Source organism: Streptomyces sp. NPDC093149 (assembly GCF_044754145.1).
GTDB lineage: Bacteria > Actinomycetota > Actinomycetes > Streptomycetales > Streptomycetaceae > Streptomyces.
Genome location: NZ_JBIVON010000001.1, coordinates 1,129,895 through 1,148,035, shown reverse-complemented (window position 1 = coordinate 1,148,035; position 18,141 = coordinate 1,129,895). Strand labels below are relative to the sequence as shown.

At 69.0% G+C, this 18,141-nt stretch carries 15 protein-coding genes and 1 riboswitch; of the genes, 8 read left to right on the top strand and 7 right to left on the bottom strand.

The window, feature by feature from the left end:
- The first annotated feature begins 238 nt into the window (after positions 1–238).
- Positions 239–496, top strand: coding sequence for a WhiB family transcriptional regulator (locus ACIQCZ_RS05390; protein ID WP_003953983.1), 258 nt, complete (start codon positions 239–241; stop codon positions 494–496).
- A 172-nt stretch (positions 497–668) separates the two neighbouring features.
- On the opposite strand, the gene ACIQCZ_RS05385 is transcribed toward ACIQCZ_RS05390, so the two are convergent.
- Positions 669–2,135, bottom strand: a complete 1,467-nt coding sequence (locus tag ACIQCZ_RS05385; protein WP_351078638.1) for a histidine kinase N-terminal domain-containing protein — start codon at positions 2,133–2,135, stop codon at positions 669–671.
- Positions 2,136–2,504: 369 nt separating this feature from the next.
- Complete coding sequence (locus ACIQCZ_RS05380; protein WP_402279869.1) at positions 2,505–3,575, bottom strand: SIS domain-containing protein; 1,071 nt, start codon at positions 3,573–3,575, stop codon at positions 2,505–2,507.
- A 194-nt stretch (positions 3,576–3,769) separates the two neighbouring features.
- Here ACIQCZ_RS05380 and nagB point away from each other — a divergent pair, with 194 nt between their 5' ends.
- Positions 3,770–4,555 (top strand): glucosamine-6-phosphate deaminase, encoded by a 786-nt coding sequence (gene nagB, locus ACIQCZ_RS05375; protein WP_402279868.1) that lies wholly within the window; start codon positions 3,770–3,772, stop codon positions 4,553–4,555.
- Between the two features lie 313 nt (positions 4,556–4,868).
- Here the strand turns inward: nagB and ACIQCZ_RS05370 are convergent, their stop codons facing one another.
- From ACIQCZ_RS05370 to ACIQCZ_RS05355, 4 genes are all read right to left on the bottom strand, one after another.
- Positions 4,869–6,413 carry a glycoside hydrolase family 3 protein gene (locus tag ACIQCZ_RS05370; protein ID WP_402279866.1) on the bottom strand — a complete coding sequence of 515 codons (1,545 nt, stop codon included), beginning with the start codon at positions 6,411–6,413 and terminating at the stop codon, positions 4,869–4,871.
- A 9-nt stretch (positions 6,414–6,422) separates the two neighbouring features.
- The gene (locus tag ACIQCZ_RS05365) at positions 6,423–7,280 is read right to left on the bottom strand and encodes a carbohydrate ABC transporter permease (RefSeq protein WP_402279865.1); all 858 of its coding nucleotides are present in this window, start codon (positions 7,278–7,280) and stop codon (positions 6,423–6,425) included.
- Positions 7,277–8,272, bottom strand: a complete 996-nt coding sequence (locus ACIQCZ_RS05360; protein WP_391741671.1) for a carbohydrate ABC transporter permease — start codon at positions 8,270–8,272, stop codon at positions 7,277–7,279. The genes ACIQCZ_RS05365 and ACIQCZ_RS05360 overlap by 4 nt, the downstream gene beginning before the upstream one ends.
- Before the next feature lie 135 nt (positions 8,273–8,407).
- Positions 8,408–9,709: a sugar ABC transporter substrate-binding protein gene (locus tag ACIQCZ_RS05355; RefSeq protein ID WP_402279863.1), complete on the bottom strand. Its 1,302-nt coding sequence runs from the start codon at positions 9,707–9,709 to the stop codon at positions 8,408–8,410.
- A 279-nt stretch (positions 9,710–9,988) separates the two neighbouring features.
- Between ACIQCZ_RS05355 and ACIQCZ_RS05350 the strand changes: the two genes are divergently transcribed.
- From ACIQCZ_RS05350 to ACIQCZ_RS05330, 5 genes are all read left to right on the top strand, one after another.
- Complete coding sequence (locus tag ACIQCZ_RS05350) at positions 9,989–10,753, top strand: GntR family transcriptional regulator (RefSeq protein ID WP_362200975.1); 765 nt, start codon at positions 9,989–9,991, stop codon at positions 10,751–10,753.
- Positions 10,754–11,022: 269 nt separating this feature from the next.
- On the top strand, positions 11,023–11,277 hold the full coding sequence (locus ACIQCZ_RS05345) for a DUF3311 domain-containing protein (RefSeq protein WP_402279862.1): 255 nt from the start codon (positions 11,023–11,025) through the stop codon (positions 11,275–11,277).
- On the top strand, positions 11,274–12,911 hold the full coding sequence (mctP, locus tag ACIQCZ_RS05340) for a monocarboxylate uptake permease MctP (protein ID WP_376272162.1): 1,638 nt from the start codon (positions 11,274–11,276) through the stop codon (positions 12,909–12,911). The genes ACIQCZ_RS05345 and mctP overlap by 4 nt, the downstream gene beginning before the upstream one ends.
- Before the next feature lie 172 nt (positions 12,912–13,083).
- Positions 13,084–13,219, top strand: a riboswitch (cobalamin riboswitch).
- A 137-nt stretch (positions 13,220–13,356) separates the two neighbouring features.
- Complete coding sequence (locus ACIQCZ_RS05335) at positions 13,357–15,768, top strand: ribonucleoside-diphosphate reductase subunit alpha (protein WP_402279860.1); 2,412 nt, start codon at positions 13,357–13,359, stop codon at positions 15,766–15,768.
- Positions 15,768–16,787 carry a ribonucleotide-diphosphate reductase subunit beta gene (locus ACIQCZ_RS05330; RefSeq protein ID WP_351078468.1) on the top strand — a complete coding sequence of 340 codons (1,020 nt, stop codon included), beginning with the start codon at positions 15,768–15,770 and terminating at the stop codon, positions 16,785–16,787. Before ACIQCZ_RS05335 ends, ACIQCZ_RS05330 begins: the two co-directional genes overlap by 1 nt.
- Before the next feature lie 48 nt (positions 16,788–16,835).
- Here ACIQCZ_RS05330 and ACIQCZ_RS05325 read toward each other — a convergent pair whose 3' ends face one another.
- A complete protein-coding gene (locus ACIQCZ_RS05325) occupies positions 16,836–17,048 on the bottom strand; it encodes a hypothetical protein (protein WP_376283313.1) in 213 nt (70 codons plus the stop codon).
- Positions 17,049–17,129: 81 nt separating this feature from the next.
- Here ACIQCZ_RS05325 and ACIQCZ_RS05320 point away from each other — a divergent pair, with 81 nt between their 5' ends.
- Complete coding sequence (locus ACIQCZ_RS05320; protein ID WP_402279858.1) at positions 17,130–18,104, top strand: GlxA family transcriptional regulator; 975 nt, start codon at positions 17,130–17,132, stop codon at positions 18,102–18,104.
- Positions 18,105–18,141 lie beyond the last annotated feature (37 nt).

Below are 18,141 nucleotides of genomic sequence, written 5' to 3'. Positions count from 1 at the left end.
ACCGAGGAATCAAAAAAAAGTTTCCGGAAGGGGTTGTATCCGCCGCCGAGGTTTGCGAATCTCTACATGGCGATCGGGACGGCCCGCAACAACGGCCTCCACTGAGAGCCAGAACCCCTCCTCAATCCACAGGACCACAACCAGTTCATCTGGGCGTCGGCCCGTTGATCGCGGGGGGATTCGTGAAAGCGTTCACATTCACAAGCACAGTATGTAATACCAAGGAGAGGTAGCAGCCATGGACTGGCGTCACAACGCCGTTTGTCGTGAGGAAGACCCCGAGCTGTTCTTCCCCATCGGCAACACCGGTCCTGCGCTGCTGCAGATCGAGGAAGCCAAGGCCGTCTGCCGTCGCTGCCCCGTCATGGAGCAGTGCCTGCAGTGGGCGCTCGAGTCCGGCCAGGACTCCGGCGTCTGGGGTGGCCTCAGCGAGGACGAGCGCCGCGCCATGAAGCGCCGTGCCGCTCGCAACCGGGCGCGTAACGCCAGCGCCTGATCCGACGCCACCGCTACGAGCCTCAGCCAGGCGGCGCGTACAGCGCGTACGCACAACCCCGCCCCCGAGTCGCAGCGCGCAGTACCCCCCGAAGCGCATGCATGAACAGTGAGCCCGGACCGTGATCAACGGTCCGGGCTCACTGCTGTGTTCGCGTCAATCGCGGCCGGGGTTACTTCTCGGCCCGGACCGGGATGTCGAGGACGACCCTGGTGCCGCGCTCAGGGGCCGGGATCATTCCGAAGGTCCCGCTCAACTCGCCCTCCACCAGCGTCCGCACGATCTGCAGTCCCAGGTTGCCGGCACGCTGCGGGTCGAAGCCCTCGGGCAGACCGCAGCCGTCGTCCTGAACCGTGATCAGCAACCGTGTCCCGGCGGAGGAACCGCCGCGTACCGCCGACACGTCGACCGTGCCGGACTCGGCGAGGGTGAAGGCGTGTTCCAGCGCGTTCTGCAGGACCTCGGTGAGCACCATCGCCAGCGGGGTGGCCACTTCGGCGTCGAGGATGCCGAAGCGTCCCGTCCGGCGGCAGGTGACCTTGCCCGGCGAGATCTCGGCGACCATCGCGATGACCCGGTCGGCGATCTCGTCGAACTCCACCCGCTCGTCCAGATTCTGGGACAGCGTCTCATGCACGATGGCGATCGAACCGACGCGCCGTACCGCCTCGTTGAGCGCCTCACGGCCTCGCACCGAGTCCATCCGGCGGGCCTGGAGCCGCAACAGGGCGGCAACGGTCTGGAGGTTGTTCTTCACCCGGTGGTGGATCTCCCGGATGGTGGCGTCCTTGGTGATCAACTCCCGCTCGCGGCGACGCAGTTCGGTGACGTCCCGGAGCAGGACCAGGGAGCCGATCCGGACGCCCTTGGGCTTGAGCGGAATCGCCCGGAGCTGGATCACCCCGCCCGCGCACTCGACCTCGAACTCCCGGGGCGCGTAGCCGCTGGCGAGTTTGACCAGGGCCTCGTCCACCGGGCCCCGGGAGGGGGCGAGCTCGGCGGTGATCCCGCCCAGATGCTGGCCGACCAGGTCGGAGGCGAGGCCGAGGCGGTGGTAGGCGGAGAGGCCGTTGGGGCTGGCGTACTGGACGACCCCGTCGGCGTCGAGCCTGATCAGCCCGTCGCCGACGCGCGGCGAGGCGTCCATGTCGACCTGCTGGCCGGGGAACGGGAAGGCCCCGGCGGCGATCATCTGAGCCAGGTCGGAGGCCGACTGGAGGTAGGTGAGTTCCAGCCGGGACGGGGTACGGACGGTCAGGAGGTTGGTGTTGCGGGCGATGACGCCGAGAACCCGGCCCTCGCGCCGCACCGGGATCGACTCGACCCGTACCGGCACCTCCTCGCGCCACTCCGGGTCGCCCTCGCGCACGATCCGGCCCTCGTCCAGCGCCGCGTCGAGCAGGGGACGGCGGCCGCGTGGCACCAAGTGGCCGACCATGTCGTCCTGGTAGGAGGTGGGGCCGGTGTTGGGCCGCATCTGGGCCACGGACACGTAGCGGGTGCCGTCCCGGGTGGGAACCCACAGCACGAGGTCGGCGAAGGACAGGTCGGAGAGCAGCTGCCACTCCGAGACCAGCAGGTGCAGCCACTCCAGGTCGGTGTCGCTGAGGGCTGTGTGCTGGCGGACGAGGTCGTTCATGGAGGGCACGTGTGCGAGCGTACCCGCGGATGGGCAATGGCTCCGAACCGTACGCCCCGGGCGTACGTGTCAGGGGAGGAGGCCCGGAAAATTGCGGTGCTCCGACGGATGGACAGGGACGAATGGTCTAGTCCACAATGCTCAGACAGAGCTTCCGCTCTCCCCGCACAGGAGAGTGGATCGAGGTACCCGCGCTCTCTGCCCTGACCGCGCGAGCACCTCTCCCCGGCCGGGGGCACCGCACACCGCCGGCCGAGCAGACCGCCCCCAGATGGTGGTCGGTCTCAACTCCGGGCTGCGGTGCCGGACGGGCTGAGGGTCCCGCTCCGGCGCCGTGGCCCGCGGGTGTTCCACGGGCCCGTCGCGCGATCAGTGGGTCTCGGTGACCTTGGCCAGCGCGCGGGGCGCGTCCGGGTCCTGGCCACGGGCGATCGTCACCTCGTACGCCAGCAGCTGCAGCGGCAGGATCTCCAGAATCGGCTGGACCTCTTCGGCGACCCCGGCCGTCGGCAGCGCGAAGCCCGCGGACGCCGCCGCCACCTGAGCCTCGGGGCCGACCACGAACAGATCCGCGCCACGGCCGCGCAGCCGGTCCAGGACCGGCTGCAGCGCCTCGCCGCCCCGGCCGTCGGTGACGACCGCGATCACCGGGGAGATGTTGTCGACCATGGCGAGCGGCCCGTGCAGCAGATCGGCGCCGGAATAGGAGAGAGCGGGGATGTAGCTGGTCTCCATCAGCTTCAGCGCTGCCTCCTTGGCCGTGGGGTAGCCGTAGCCGCGCGAGGTGATGACCATGCGCTCGGCGAAGCGGTAGCGCGCGGCCAGCGCCCTGACCTCGTCCCTGCGGGCCAGGATCGACTCGGCCCGCTCCGGCAGGATCGCGGCGGCCGCACCGTCGCCGCCGCTCAGCCCCTCCACGAAGAGGTAGAGGGACAGCAGCGACGCCGTGTAGGTCTTGGTGGCGGGGAGGGCCTTCTCGGGGCCCGCAAGGATGTCGATGTGGTACTCGGAGACGGCGGCCAGCGGTGAATCCGGGTTGTTGGTGACGGCCAGGGTGATCGCGCCGGCCTCGCGGGCGGCCCGGGTGGAGGCCACCAGGTCGGGCGAGCCGCCGGACTGGCTGACGGTGACGACCAGCACGTCCCTGAGGTCGGGCTTCGCGCCGTACGCGGTCGTGGTGGACATGGAGGTGAGTCCGCAGGGCAGACCGAGCCGGATCTCCAACAGGTACTTGGCGTAGAGCGCGGCGTTGTCCGACGTACCGCGGGCGGTGAGGAGGACGAAGCGCGGCTTCCTCGCCGCGATCCCGGCGGCCACCTCGCGGATCGCGGAGGCTCCCTCATCGAGGATCCGGCGCAGCACTCCGGGCTGTTCGGCCATCTCACCGGACATGATCCGGCCGGGCTTCTCACGCTCCTCGGACGATGACGTGGCGGGCATGTCGAGCCTCCCAGGAGTGTTCCGGTGCGTCAGGAACGCCGTTCGCCCCAGTCGACCACGGGGAACCGGACGCCCGCCAGCGGGGTGCGGCCGGGACGGGTACGGCCATCGTGTCCGCGCCGTCGGGTTCTGCTAGATTGGATCCCGATTGGTCTATACCACATGATTCAATTCTTCAGATCGGCAGGCCCCGCGTGGAAGTTGTCATCGTCCCGGACGCCAAGGCAGGCGGCGAACTCATCGCAGAAGCCATCGGCGCGCTGCTGAGCCGCAAGCCCGACGCCCTTCTCGGCGTTGCCACCGGCTCTACCCCGCTGCCCATCTACCAGGCCCTGGTGGCCAAGGTCCGTTCCGGCGCCGTGGACGCCTCGCGCGCCCGGATCTGCCAGTTGGACGAGTACGTCGGGCTGCCGGCGGGCCACCCCGAGTCCTACCGCTCCGTGGTGCTGCGCGAGGTCGTCGAACCGCTCGGTCTGTCGGAGGCGTCCTTCATGGGCCCCGACGGCTCCGCCGAGGACATCCCGGCGGCCTGCCAGGCGTACGACCGGGCGCTGGCCGAGGCCGGCGGGGTGGACCTGCAGCTCCTCGGTATCGGCACGGACGGGCACATCGGCTTCAACGAGCCGTGCTCCTCGCTCGCCTCCCGTACCCGGATCAAGACGCTCACCGAGCAGACCCGGATCGACAACGCGCGCTTCTTCGACAACGACATCACGCAGGTGCCGCACCACGTGATCACCCAGGGCATCGGCACCATCCTGGAGTCCCGGCACCCGATCCTGCTCGCCACCGGCGAGGGCAAGGCCGAGGCCGTGGCGCAGACGGTCGAGGGGCCGGTCGCCTCGATCGTGCCCGCGTCCGCGCTGCAACTGCACCCGCACGCGACGGTGGTGGTGGACGAGGCCGCGGCGTCGAAGCTGAAGCTGGCGGACTACTTCCGCGCCACGTACGCGTCGAAGCCGCTGTGGCAGGGCATTTAGGGCCTCTCGTCCGGATCGTGCCGGGCTCGCGGAGTCCGGCACGATCCGGACGCGGGACCCTGACCGCGGCTGGCGCGGGAGAGGGCCGGGGCGCACCCGTCAAAGGTGCGCCCCGGCCCTCTCGTATGCCGACGCGTGTCCTGCGGACCGTCCTCGGCCATCGCCCCGTCGGTGCGCGCAGGCGCGGCGTGGGAACGGGCGCCCTCCCCGCCGGGCGGGCTCGACCCGGCCCGGCGGGGAGGCGTGATGCGGACCACGGGGAGGCGTGATGCGGGCCGGCGGGGAGGCCCCTCGTCCCGCATCACGCCCGTACTCAGGCCCCGGGGTGGCCCGTTCCGGCGGTGATGATCTCCGCGGCCGCCAGTCCGCAGACGCGGGCCGCGCCGTGAGTGGCGATGTGCAGGGCGCCCCTCGGGGCCGCCTGCGGGACGCCCATCTCGACCACCACCGTGTCGGGACGCTTCGCCACCAGGGCGTCGAGGGCCTCCGTCATCCACGCGTGGCGGTGGGCGTCGCGGACGACCACGACGACACGCCGCTCCCCCGCGGCCCGCAGCACGGCGGCCACGAGCTCCTCGGACTCGCTGCTGTACGTGTCGGTCTGCGTGCCCGGCAGCAGCCGGCCCAGCTCCGCGGCGACGCCCCACGGCGTCTCGTCGCCGACCGCGATGTTCGCCGCGGAGGTGAACGCGGCGACGTACGCGGCCTCGGTCAGCGGCTCGGCGGAGCCGGTCACCCGCACCGCGCGGCGGGCGGCGACCAGGCCGATGTCGGAACGGATTCCGGTGCCGGGCGCGGTCCCCTCCTGCGCTGCCGCACCCGGCTCGGAACCTGCCCCGTCCCGGGCGCCCCGCGTCCACGACGCGAGGGCACGTACCCGTGCGGCCGCGTCCGCGAGACGCTCCTCCGCGAGTTCACCGCTGCGTACCGCCGCGACCAGCGCGTCGCGCAGCCGCTGCACCGTGGCGTCGTCCTGAAGACCGCCGCCGACGCACAGGGCGTCGGCTCCGGCGGCGATCGCGAGGACGGAGCCGCGCTCGATGCCGTACGTCCCGGCGATGGCCTGCATCTCCACGGCGTCGGTGACGATCAGGCCGTCGTAGCCCATCTCCTCGCGCAGCAGACCGGTGAGGATCCGCGGGCTCACGGTTCCGGGGCGGTCCGGGTCGAGCGCGGGCAGCAGGATGTGCGCGCTCATCACGCACTTGGAACCCGCGGCGACGGCCGCCCTGAAGGGCACCAGTTCACGGGCGTGCAGGGTCTCCAGGTCCACGTCGATGCGCGGCAGCGCGTGGTGCGAGTCGACCGCGGTGTCGCCGTGACCGGGGAAGTGCTTGGTGCAGGCGGCGACTCCGGCGGCCTGGAGGCCTTCGATGTACGCGGCGGTGTGCCGGGCCACGAGCCGGGTGTCGGCGCCGAAGGACCGCACGCCGATGATCGGATTGCCCGGGTTGGAGTTGACGTCCGCGGACGGCGCCCAGTTGAGGTTGACGCCGCACTCGGCGAGCCGGCGACCCAGCTCCTGGGCGACCGCACGGGTCAGCTCCACGTCGTCGACATGGCCGAGCGCGAGGTTGCCGGGGAAGGAGGAGCCGGTGCGCACTTCGAGGCGGGTGACGTCGCCGCCCTCCTCGTCGATGGCCACGAGGACATCGTCACGCACGGCCCTGAGCTGGGCGGTGAGCGCGGAGACCTGCTCGGCCGTGCGGATGTTGCGGCCGAAGAGGGCGACGGAGGCGAGTCCTTCGTCGACCCTGCGCAGCACCCAGTCCGGGGCGGTGGTGCCGGTGAATCCGGGCTGCAGTACGGCGAGGGCGTCGCGGGTGACGGTGTCCGTGGTGGATATCAGGGTGGTCATGAGGCAGCGTTATCCCTTCACGGCGCCGGAGGTGAGACCGGTTGCCATGTACTTCTGCACCAGCAGGAAGAAGGCCACTACCGGGATGGCGATCAGCGTCGAAGCCGCCATCAGTGCGCCGTAGTCGATGCCTCGCGAGGTGGTGAAGTTCATCAGCCAGACATTGAGGGTGTACTTGTCGTTGTCCTGGAGGACGACGTACGCGAGAAGGTACTCGTTCCACGCGGTGATCAGCGAGAAGATCGCGGCGGCCGCGAGCCCGGGAGCCAGGAGCGGGAAGGTGACCCGCCAGAAGGCTCCCATCCGGCTGCAGCCGTCGACCATGGCCGATTCCTCCAGCTCCGGCGGAATGTTGATCACGAATCCGCGGATCATCCATGTGGCGAACGGCAGCGTGGAGACGAGGTAGATGACGATGACGCCCCAGTACTCGTTCAGCCCGCCGAGGTCGTTGAGCTGGATGTAGATGGGGATCAGCATGGCCGTCGGGGGCAGCAGCTGCACGACGAGCAGCACGATCATGAAGAACTTGCGTCCGCGGAACCGGAACCGGCCGATGGCGAAGGCCGCGATCGTGGCGAGCAGCATGCCGCCGAGGACGGCGACGCCGCACACGATGAGGCTGGACTCGATGGCCGTACCGAAGTTCGGCTGCTTGATGGCCCGGGAGAAGTTGTCGAAGGTGATCGACGACGGCCAGAGCGTCTGGTCGTAGCTGCGGATCTCGGCGTTCGGCCGCAGGGAACTGACGACCAGCCAGTAGACCGGGAACGCCATCAGCACGAAGGCGACGAGGCCCGCGATGTTGTAGCCGAGCCGGCTCTTCTTGCGGTCCGGGCGGAGGACCTGGGTGGTGGAGGCGCTCACTCGACCTCTCCGATCTTGAGCAGCTGACGCAGGTAGTACACGGCGACGCCGGACAGCAGCAGGACCGTGATCAGCGAGATGGCAGCGCCCTGGCTGAACGAGTTGGACTCGAATGCCTTCTCGAACGAGTAGATGCCGAGGACCGAGTACTCCGGCTCCGGCTTGTTGCCCCGCATCAGGAAGATCTGGCCGAAGACGTTGAAGTCCCACAGCACGGACAGCGTGGCGACCATCTGGAAGACGGGCTTGATGACCGGCCAGGTGACGTATCGGAAGATTCCGGCCGTGCCGGCGCCGTCGAGCGCCGCGGCCTCTTCGAGTTCCCTGGGAACCTGCGTCAGCGCGGCGTACAGCGTCACCGAGACGAAGGGAAGGGCTCCCCAGACGACGACCGCGCCGATGATGACGAAGCCCTGCTTGGGGTCGAGGAACCAGTTGTGTCCCTGTGCGTCGATCCCGAAGTACTTGGTCAGCACCATGTTGAGGACGCCGTAGTCGGAGTCCGCGAACCACCGGAAGATGGAAGTGGCGACCAGCAGAGGCATCGACCAGGCCGCGATCAGCGCGGCGGTCAGCAGCAGCCGCACCCAGGTGGACATGCGCTGCATGAGCATGGAGAGGCCCAGCCCGGCGCCCATCGTGGCGGCGACGCAGACGAGCATGAAGATGATGGTCCGCCAGACGACGTTCCAGAACTCGGCGTCTCCCAGGATGTTGGTGAACTGGTCGAAGCCCACCCAGGGGGCAGCCGATCCGGACCACAGCTCGCGGCGGCCCACGTCCTGGAAGGACATGACGACCGTCTTGATGAAGGGCCAGACGAAGACTGCGGCGATGGCGATGAACGCCGGGGCTATCAGGAGGTACGGCAGCAGAGCGCCGGCCTTCCGCGGTTTACGGGTCACACCGTTCGAGGGCTGAGGATCCTCACCCTCAGGAGCCCGCGGGACGGACACCGGCGGGTCGGCTGCTTTCATGTCGGCGGCACTCATTGTGCTTGCCTTCCGTTTCGGACCGGGTACCGGAGGGCGGGGGTGGCAGCCCGTTTCCGGACCGCCACCCCCGCAGATGATCAGTCGAGCCGGTGGCTCATGAACTCACCGGCCCGGACTCCGTGGGCTCGGGGCTCAGGAGTCCTTGTTGATCATCGAGTCGATCTCCGCGTCGGCCGCCTTGGTGGCGTCCGCGACCGACTTGCCCTTGATGATGTCGAGCAGCATGATCTCGAGCGTTTCCTTCTTCTCGATCGCCGTCCAGCCCGGGGCGATCGGCGTGAACCACGCGTCCGGCACGGCGTTGGCGATGGCCGCGGTCTCCGGCTTGGCCTTCAGCGGCTCGAGCTGCTTGGTGTTGTTCGGAAGGATGTTCTTGGAGGCGAGGACTTCCTCGGACTTACCACTGGTGAACATCGAGATCCACTCCTCGCCGAGGTCCTGGACCTTCGACTTGGAGATGGTGGCGAGGTCGGAACCGCCGATGAAGGAGGGGAGGGCCTTGCCGTTCGGGCCGGGCATACCCGCCGTGACGATCTTGCCTTCCAGCTTCGGGTTGCCGTTCGCCTTGGAGTCGACGACGCTGCCGGCTTCCCAGCCGTTGCCGTAGAGAAGCGCGGTCTTCTCGTTGGCCATGACGTTGGCGTGGTCCGCCTCGTCCTTCGTCTTGTCCCCGTGGTTGTACTTCTTGACCAGCTCGACGAAGTCCGTGATGCCCTTCTGGGCCTCGGGGGTGGAGAGGGTGGACTTCCACTCCTTCTTGCCCTCGTCGTACTTGGCGATCCGGCCGCCCTCGGCAGCGACGTAGGACATCGCGGCGTACCAGTAACGACCCGGCAGGTACAGCGGCGAGAACGCCTTGTCCTTGCCGTACTTGTCACCGATCTTGTCCAGCGCGGTGAACAGCTCGTCCTGCGTGGCGGGCAGGGTGTCCTTGCCGGTACCGGCCTTGAACATGTCCTTGTTGTAAATGGCGACGCGGGCGCCCGCGTAGTAAGGCACGCAGTACTGCTTGCCCTCGAAGGAGCAGGTGTCCTTCAGACCCTTGATCCAGGTGTCCGAGTTCTCGTACTTCTTCGGGTCGATCTCGCCGAGTGCCCCGTTGAGGATGTACGTCATGGTCTCGGTGTTGCCGAGCTCCACCACGTCCGGGAACTTGTCACCGGCCAGGGCGGCGTCGAGCTTCTTGGCCTTGTCCGCCCAGGTCTGGTACTGAACGTTGACCTTGACGTTGGGGTACTTCGCCTTGAACTGGCTGTTGACGTCCTTGACCAGCTCGGGCCAGGTGCTCTGCGCGTCCGACATGAGCCAGACGGTGAGCGATTCCTTGCGGTCCTTCGGGTCCTTCGACGAGGCCTTGTCGTCGTCCGAACCACATGCCGCGATCGAAACCAACATGCCTGCGACGCCGATCGCCGCGATGAGCTTGCGCTTCACGCCAAACCCTCCTCAGGGAAACTGCAACCCCGCCCACCGCGAAGACATTCGACGAGTACTGCTGGGGCTGGACCTGGTCTTTAATGGTTTAGACCAGTACCGGGAGCTTGGCCTAGACCTTTTGGGGTGTCAAGGGTGTATAAGAAGTGCACTCGCGTCCGTTATAGGACCGACACCTAAGGGAGGGCGACGACCGGTGACCGGACCGTGCCACCATGTGAGCCGCGACAGACGGAGGAGCCGGTGACGGCAGCAACGCAGCAGTCGGGAAGGCGGGCCATGGGTGCCGACGGGGGCAGTACGGAGAACGAGACGGGCGCGGCCACGCGGACGGCGCGCGTCCCGAAGTACTACCGGCTGAAGCGACATCTCCTCGACATGACGGACACCATGCCGCCGGGCACACCCGTGCCACCGGAACGGACCCTGGCCGCCGAGTTCGACACCTCGCGCACCACCGTGCGCCAGGCGCTCCAGGAGCTGGTCGTCGAGGGCCGGCTGGAGCGCATCCAGGGCAAGGGCACCTTCGTCGCCAAGCCGAAGGTCTCGCAAGCCCTGCAACTCACCTCGTACACCGAGGACATGCGCGCGCAGGGGCTGGAACCGACGTCCCAGTTGCTGGACATCGGCTATGTCACGGCCGACGACACGCTCGCCGGGCTGCTCGACATCACGGCCGGTGGCCGCGTGCTGCGGATCGAGCGGCTGCGGCTCGCCAGCGGGGAGCCGATGGCGATCGAGACCACGCATCTTTCGGCCAAACGCTTCCCCGCGCTGCGCCGTTCGCTGGTGAAGTACACCTCGCTCTACACCGCGCTGGCCGAGGTGTACGACGTCCGGCTGGCCGAGGCCGAGGAGACCATCGAGACCTCGCTCGCCACCCCGCGCGAGGCCGGACTGCTCGGTACGGATGTGGGCCTGCCGATGCTGATGCTGTCCCGGCACTCGCTGGACGGGCGGGGCGAGCCGGTGGAGTGGGTGCGCTCGGTCTACCGCGGCGACCGGTACAAGTTCGTGGCACGCCTGAAGCGGCCGACGGACTGACCCCGGACGCGGCGGCCGACCGGTCTCGGCCCTCGCTTCCGCGCACACGACCGTCGACGGCCCCCGTGGAACGCAGCGCTCCACGGGGGCCGTTCGTCTGCCTCCGCACGGGCCGACTCTCGCACGTCTGGCGACATTCCGAACATTCGATCCCGTTCACGGGACCGTTGTCGGACCGCAATGCGGACAGGGGGTGACGGTGACCGGAAGCCTCCCCTAGATTTCCTGCGCATTACACCTGGTGATCAGCGAGGGGACGGAGTCGCCGCATGGCAGCAGACCCTGAAGGAAAACCGCCCACCGTCACGCCCGTTCGGGTGGTCATCGCCCTCTGCCTCGTCGCGCCGTTCGTGGCGATGCTCTGGGTGAGTTCGTACGCGAAGGTGGACCCCACCTTCATCGGCATCCCGTTCTTCTACTGGTACCAGATGCTCTGGGTGCTGATCTCCACCGCGCTCACGATGGTCGCGTACAAGCTGTGGCAGCGTGACCAGCGCGCCCGCAAGGGGGGTGCGTCGGCATGAAGGACGGCGTGAACGGCGTCGCGCTCGGCGTCTTCATCTTCTTCTTCCTGGCCGTCACGGTCATGGGCTTCCTGGCGGCGCGCTGGCGCAAGGCCGAGAACGAGGCCAGCCTCGACGAATGGGGCCTGGGCGGACGGTCGTTCGGCACCTGGGTCACCTGGTTCCTGCTCGGCGGCGACCTGTACACCGCGTACACCTTCGTCGCCGTGCCCGCGGCGATCTACGCGGCGGGCGCGGCCGGCTTCTTCGCCGTGCCGTACACCATCCTCGTGTACCCGCTGATCTTCACCTTCCTGCCACGGCTGTGGTCCGTCTCGCACAAGCACGGGTACGTCACCACCTCGGACTTCGTCCGCGGACGCTTCGGCTCCAAGGGCCTCTCGCTGGCGGTCGCCGTCACCGGCATCCTCGCCACGATGCCGTACATCGCGCTCCAGCTCGTCGGCATCCAGGCGGTGCTGGACGTGATGGGAGTCGGCGGCGGCGAGAACACCCACTGGTTCGTCAAGGACCTGCCGCTGCTGATCGCGTTCGCCGTGCTGGCCGCCTACACCTACTCGTCCGGCCTGCGGGCACCGGCGCTGATCGCGTTCGTCAAGGACGGGCTGATCTACCTGGTCATCACGGTGGCGATCATCTACATCCCGATCAAACTCGGCGGCTTCGACGACATCTTCGCCAAGGCGGGCGAGGCGTTCTCGCAGACCAACCCGGCGACCGGCAAGCCGCGCGGCGCGCTCGCACCCGGCGAGGCGGGCCAATGGGGTTACGCCACCCTGGCGTTGGGCTCGGCGCTCGCGCTCTTCATGTATCCGCACTCGATCACGGCGACGCTCTCCAGCCGCAGCCGCAACGTGATCCGGCGCAACACCACGATCCTGCCGCTGTACTCGCTGATGCTGGGCCTGCTCGCTCTGCTCGGCTTCATGGCGATCGCCGCCGGAATCAAGGTGGACAACGGGCAGTTGGCCATCCCCCAGCTGTTCGAGAACATGTTCCCCGACTGGTTCGCGGGGGTCGCGTTCGCCGCCATCGGCATCGGCGCTCTGGTGCCCGCCGCGATCATGTCGATCGCCGCCGCGAACCTCTTCACCCGCAACATCTACAAGGACTTCCTGAAGCCGGACGCCACCCCGGAGCAGGAGACCAAGGTCTCCAAGCTGGTGTCCCTGCTGGTGAAGGTCGGTGCGCTCGCCTTCGTCCTCACCATGGACAAGACGGTCGCGATCAACTTCCAGCTGCTCGGCGGGATCTGGATCCTCCAGACGATGCCGGCCCTGGTCGGCGGCCTGTTCACCCGCTGGTTCCACCGCTGGGCGCTGCTCGCGGGCTGGGCGGTGGGCATGGTGTACGGCACGGTGGCCGCGTACGGGGTCGCCAGCCCGACCCAGGCGCACTTCGGCGGTTCGTCCAAGGAGATTCCCGGCATCGGCGAGATCGGTTACATCGGCCTGACGGCGTTCGTGCTGAACGTGGTCGTGACGGTGGTGCTCACGTTCGTCCTGAACGCCGTGAAGGCGCCCGCCGGAATCGACGAGACCGCCCCGGGCGACTACACGGCCGACGCGGGCGACCCGGGCGTCCAGGTCGAGCTCCCGCCCGCCACGGCCGGAGCTCCGGGCGGCGGCCACTGACGAACGCTCCGACACCTGCCGGCGGCCCGCCGAGCCCCCTCCCACGGGGCTCGGCGGGCCGTCCGCGCGATCAGGGGCCCCCGGGCTCCGAACAGGGCCGTACAGCTCGTTCTGCAGGCCCGGCCCGCGTTGCACGACACAACATGTGGGGGCTGCCTCATCGGGCGGCCCCCACATGTATGCTCATGCTCGCTGTCGCCGCAGGGGAATCCGGTGCGAATCCGGAACTGTCCCGCAACGGTGTGTTCGGTGCGCTTTTGCGCACCCCCGAGCAAGTCCGAGGACCTGCCGACAGCGCATCCGGCTCGACCGAACCGGATGCCAGACGTCCGGGCCTCGCGGATGGGCCGGTGGACGCCGTACGGAGTGCTGCCCCGCCCGGGCCCGCCTCTGCCCGGCTGCCCCGTTCCCCGCCGGCCCCGAGCCGAGCGAGGGAGAGCACCACGTGACCATCGCGCCAGCCGATCCGGCTTCAGTCGCCGTGTCCGAAGCGGCCGAGTCCGAGGGGACCGCACACGACGGACCGGGGACCGCACTGCTGCGGACCCTGACCGACCTCACCGTCGATCTGCCCGACACCGACCCCGGTCGTGTCGCCGCCGCCGCGCTGCGCGGCCGCAGCGCCCGGTCGGACGAGGCCGAGCTGCGCTCGCTGGCCACCGAGGCCGCCGCAGGGCTGATCTCCGAGGACCCCGCCTACTCCCGGCTCGCCGCCAGGCTCCTGACCCGCACCATCGCGGACGAGGCGGTCGGCCAGGGCGCGGTCTCCTTCTCCGCCTCCGTCGCCGTCGGGCACCGCGAGGGCCTGATCGCGGACCGGACCGCCGAGTTCGTCGCGCTGCACGCGGACGCCCTCGACGCGCTGGTGGCACGCTCGCTCGCCGACGGCGCCGACGACCGGTTCGGTTACTTCGGGCTGCGGACCCTGCACAGCCGCTATCTGCTGCGCCACCCGCACACCCGCCAGGTCATCGAGACGCCCCAGCACTTCATGCTGCGGGTCGCGTCCGGTCTCGCCGAGGACGATTCGCAGCGCGCCCTGGACGAAGTGGCCGCGCTGTACGGGCTGATGAGCCGGCTCGACTATCTGCCCTCCTCGCCGACCCTGTTCAACTCCGGTACGCGGCACCCGCAGATGTCCTCCTGCTATCTGCTGGACTCCCCGCTCGACGAGCTCGACTCGATCTACGACCGCTACCACCAGGTGGCGCGGCTCTCGAAGCACGCGGGCGGCATCGGGCTCTCGTACTCCCGCATCCGCGCCCGCGGTTCGCTGATCCGCGGCACCAACGGGCACTCCAACGGCATCGTGCCGTTCCTGAAGACGCTCGACGCCTCCGTGGCCGCGGTCAACCAGGGCGGCCGCCGCAAGGGCGCCGCCGCCGTCTACCTGGAGACCTGGCACGCGGACATCGAGGAGTTCCTGGAGCTGCGCGACAACACGGGCGAGGACCAGCGGCGTACGCACAACCTCAACCTGGCGCACTGGATCCCGGACGAGTTCATGCGCCGGGTCGACGCGGACGGCGACTGGTCGCTGTTCTCGCCCGCGGACGTGCCCGAGCTGGTCGACCTGTGGGGCGACGACTTCGACGCCGCGTACCGGGCCGCCGAGGCCAAGGGGCTGGCCCGCAAGTCGATGCCGGCCCGCGAGCTGTACGGCCGGATGATGCGTACCCTCGCGCAGACCGGCCAGGGCTGGATGACGTTCAAGGACGCCTCCAACCGGACCGCGAACCAGACCGCCGAGCCGGGCCGCGTCGTCCACTCCTCGAATCTGTGCACCGAGATCCTCGAAGTCACCGACGACGGCGAGACGGCCGTCTGCAACCTGGGTTCGGTCAACCTCGGCGCGTTCGTCGCCGACGGCACCATCGACTGGGAGCGGCTGGACGCCACCGTCCGGACCGCCGTGACCTTCCTCGACCGGGTCGTCGACATCAACTTCTACCCGACCGAGCAGGCCGGCCGCTCCAACGCGAAGTGGCGCCCGGTCGGCCTGGGCGCCATGGGCCTCCAGGACGTCTTCTTCCAGCTGCGGCTGCCCTTCGACTCCCCCGAGGCACGCGCGCTCTCCACCAGGATCTCCGAGCGGATCATGCTCGCGGCGTACGAGGCGTCCTGCGAGCTCGCCGAGCGGTCGGGCCCGCTGCCCGCCTGGGCCGAGACGCGTGCCGCGCGCGGGGTGCTGCACCCCGACCACTACGACACCGAGCTGAACTGGCCGGAGCGCTGGGACGCCCTGCGCGCCCGCGTCGCGCGGAGCGGCATGCGCAACTCGCTGCTGCTCGCCATCGCGCCCACGGCGACGATCGCCTCGATCGCAGGTGTGTACGAGTGCATCGAGCCGCAGGTCTCCAACCTCTTCAAGCGCGAGACGCTCAGCGGTGAGTTCCTCCAGGTCAACGCGTACCTGGTGGAGGAGCTGAAGCAGCTCGGCGTGTGGGACGCACGGACCCGTGAGGCACTGCGCGAGGCGAGCGGCTCCGTGCAGGGTTTCGCCTGGATCCCCGAGGACGTGCGGGCGCTGTACCGCACGGCGTGGGAGATCCCGCAGCGCGGACTGATCGACATGGCGGCGGCCCGTACGCCGTTCCTCGACCAGAGCCAGTCGCTGAACCTCTTCATGGAGACGCCGACGATCGGCAAGCTCTCCTCGATGTACGCGTACGCCTGGAAGCAGGGGCTGAAGACGACGTACTACCTGCGCTCACGCCCGGCGACCCGGATCGCCCGTGCGGCCTCCGGCCGGGCCGCGGCCACCGCCCCCATCCCCGTACAGCAGGCTTCGACGCCCGACGCCGACGCGATCGCCTGCTCCCTGGAAAACCCCGAGTCCTGCGAGGCCTGCCAGTAATGAGCTCCACCGACTCCGAGAAGAACCTGCTCGACCCGGGCTTCGAGCTGACCCTGCGGCCCATGCGCTACCCGGACTTCTACGAGCGCTACCGCGACGCGATCAAGAACACCTGGACGGTGGAGGAGGTCGACCTCCACTCCGACGTCGCCGACCTCGCCAAGCTCTCCCCCGGCGAGCAGCACATGATCGGCCGGCTCGTCGCGTTCTTCGCGACGGGTGACTCGATCGTCTCCAACAACCTCGTGCTGACGCTGTACAAGCACATCAACTCCCCCGAGGCGCGGCTGTATCTGTCGCGGCAGCTCTTCGAGGAGGCCGTGCACGTCCAGTTCTATCTGACGCTGCTGGACACCTATCTGCCCGACCCGGACGACCGTGCCGCCGCTTTCGACGCGGTCGAGGAGATCCCCTCGATCCGTGAGAAGGCGCAGTTCTGCTTCAAGTGGATGGATTCGGTCGAGAAGATCGAGCGGCTGGAGACGAAGGCCGACCGCCGCCGCTTCCTGTTGAACCTGATCTGCTTCGCGGCGTGCATCGAGGGGCTGTTCTTCTACGGTGCGTTCGCGTACGTCTACTGGTTCCGCTCGCGGGGTCTGCTGCACGGTCTCGCCACGGGTACCAACTGGGTCTTCCGTGACGAGACGATGCACATGAACTTCGCGTTCGAGGTCGTGGACACCGTCCGCAAGGAGGAGCCCGACCTCTTCGACGACGAGCTCCAGCAGCAGGTCACCGACATGCTGAAGGAGGCCGTGGCGGCGGAGCTGCAGTTCGGCCGCGATCTGTGCGGTGACGGTCTGCCGGGCATGAACACGGAGTCGATGCGGCAGTACCTGGAGTGCGTGGCCGACCAGCGGCTCACCCGGCTGGGCTTCCCGGCGGTCTACGGCTCCGAGAACCCGTTCTCGTTCATGGAGCTGCAGGGCGTGCAGGAGCTGACGAACTTCTTCGAGCGCCGGCCGTCCGCGTACCAGGTGGCGGTGGAGGGATCGGTCGCGTTCGACGACGACTTCTAGGTCTTTCGGTCGGATCGGGCCGGGTCGGCGAGCCCGGCGTGATCCGCACTAGATCCTCGCCCAGCTTCTGACGTAGGGACGCCGCGCGGCCGTGACCGGTTGCGCGGCGTCCGTCGTTTCCGGGGGGCCGTCGCTCCGTGCCCGTTCCGCGGCGCGCAGCTCGCGGTCGATGCGGCGCTCCCGGGCGAGTCCGGCCAGGGCGGGCAGCAGGACGAGAGCGAAAAGTGCGGTTGTGCCCAGGACGTTCAGGAATGTGTTCATGGCTCTACTCTCGTCCGTGCGGACGGATCGCGGCAGTGGCAGGACTGTCATGGACCATCGAATTACTGCCACACTGGCGTCATGCTGAACAATGTCGCCGCCCTGCTGCTCGACGAGGTCCATCCCTTCGAGCTGGGTGTGCTGTGCGAGGTCTTCGGGCTCGACCGCAGCGACGAGGGCCTGCCGGTCCACGACTTCGCCGTGGTCTCCGCCGAGGGCCCGGTGCTGCGGACCCATGCCGGATTCACCATCAGTACGCCGTACGGCCTCGACCGCCTGGAGGAGGCCGACCTCATCGCCGTGCCGGCCGGCAGCCACTTCGCCGCACGGGACTACCCCGAGGAGATCCTCGACGCCCTGCGCCGCGCCGTGGACCGGGGCGCCCGGGTGATGAGCGTCTGCTCCGGGGCCTATGTGCTCGGGGCGGCCGGGCTGCTGGACGGCCGCCGCTGCACCACCCACTGGCGCCATGCCGACGAACTGGCCCGCCGCTTCCCGCGGGCGGTCGTCGAACCCGATGTGCTGTACGTGGACGAGGGCCCGGTCATCACCTCGGCGGGCACGGCGGCCGGGATCGACGCCTGTCTGCATCTGGTCCGGCAGGCGTACGGCCCCGACGCCGCCAACGCCATCGCCCGCCGCATGGTGGTGCCGCCGCACCGCGACGGCGGGCAGGCGCAGTACATCGAGCGGCCGCTGCCCCGCACGCGGTGCGACACGGTCGGCGGGACCCTGGCCTGGATGGAGCGCCACCTCGACCAGGAGATGACCGTCGAACAGCTCGCCGCCCAGGCGCACATGTCCCCGCGCACCTTCGCCCGCCGCTTCCAGCAGGAGACGGGCACCACTCCGTACCGCTGGCTGCTCCGTCAGCGGGTGCTGCTGGCACAGCACCTCCTGGAGACATCCGATGAAACGGTGGACACGATCGCCGGGCGCGCCGGCTTCGGAACGGCTGCCGCGCTGCGTCATCAGTTCGTACGGTCGTTGGGCACTACGCCGAACGCCTATCGCCGTACCTTCCGCGGCCCGGGCGCGATGACCGAAGTAGCCTGATACCTAACAGATCTGACGTCGGATCATTCGTCCAACC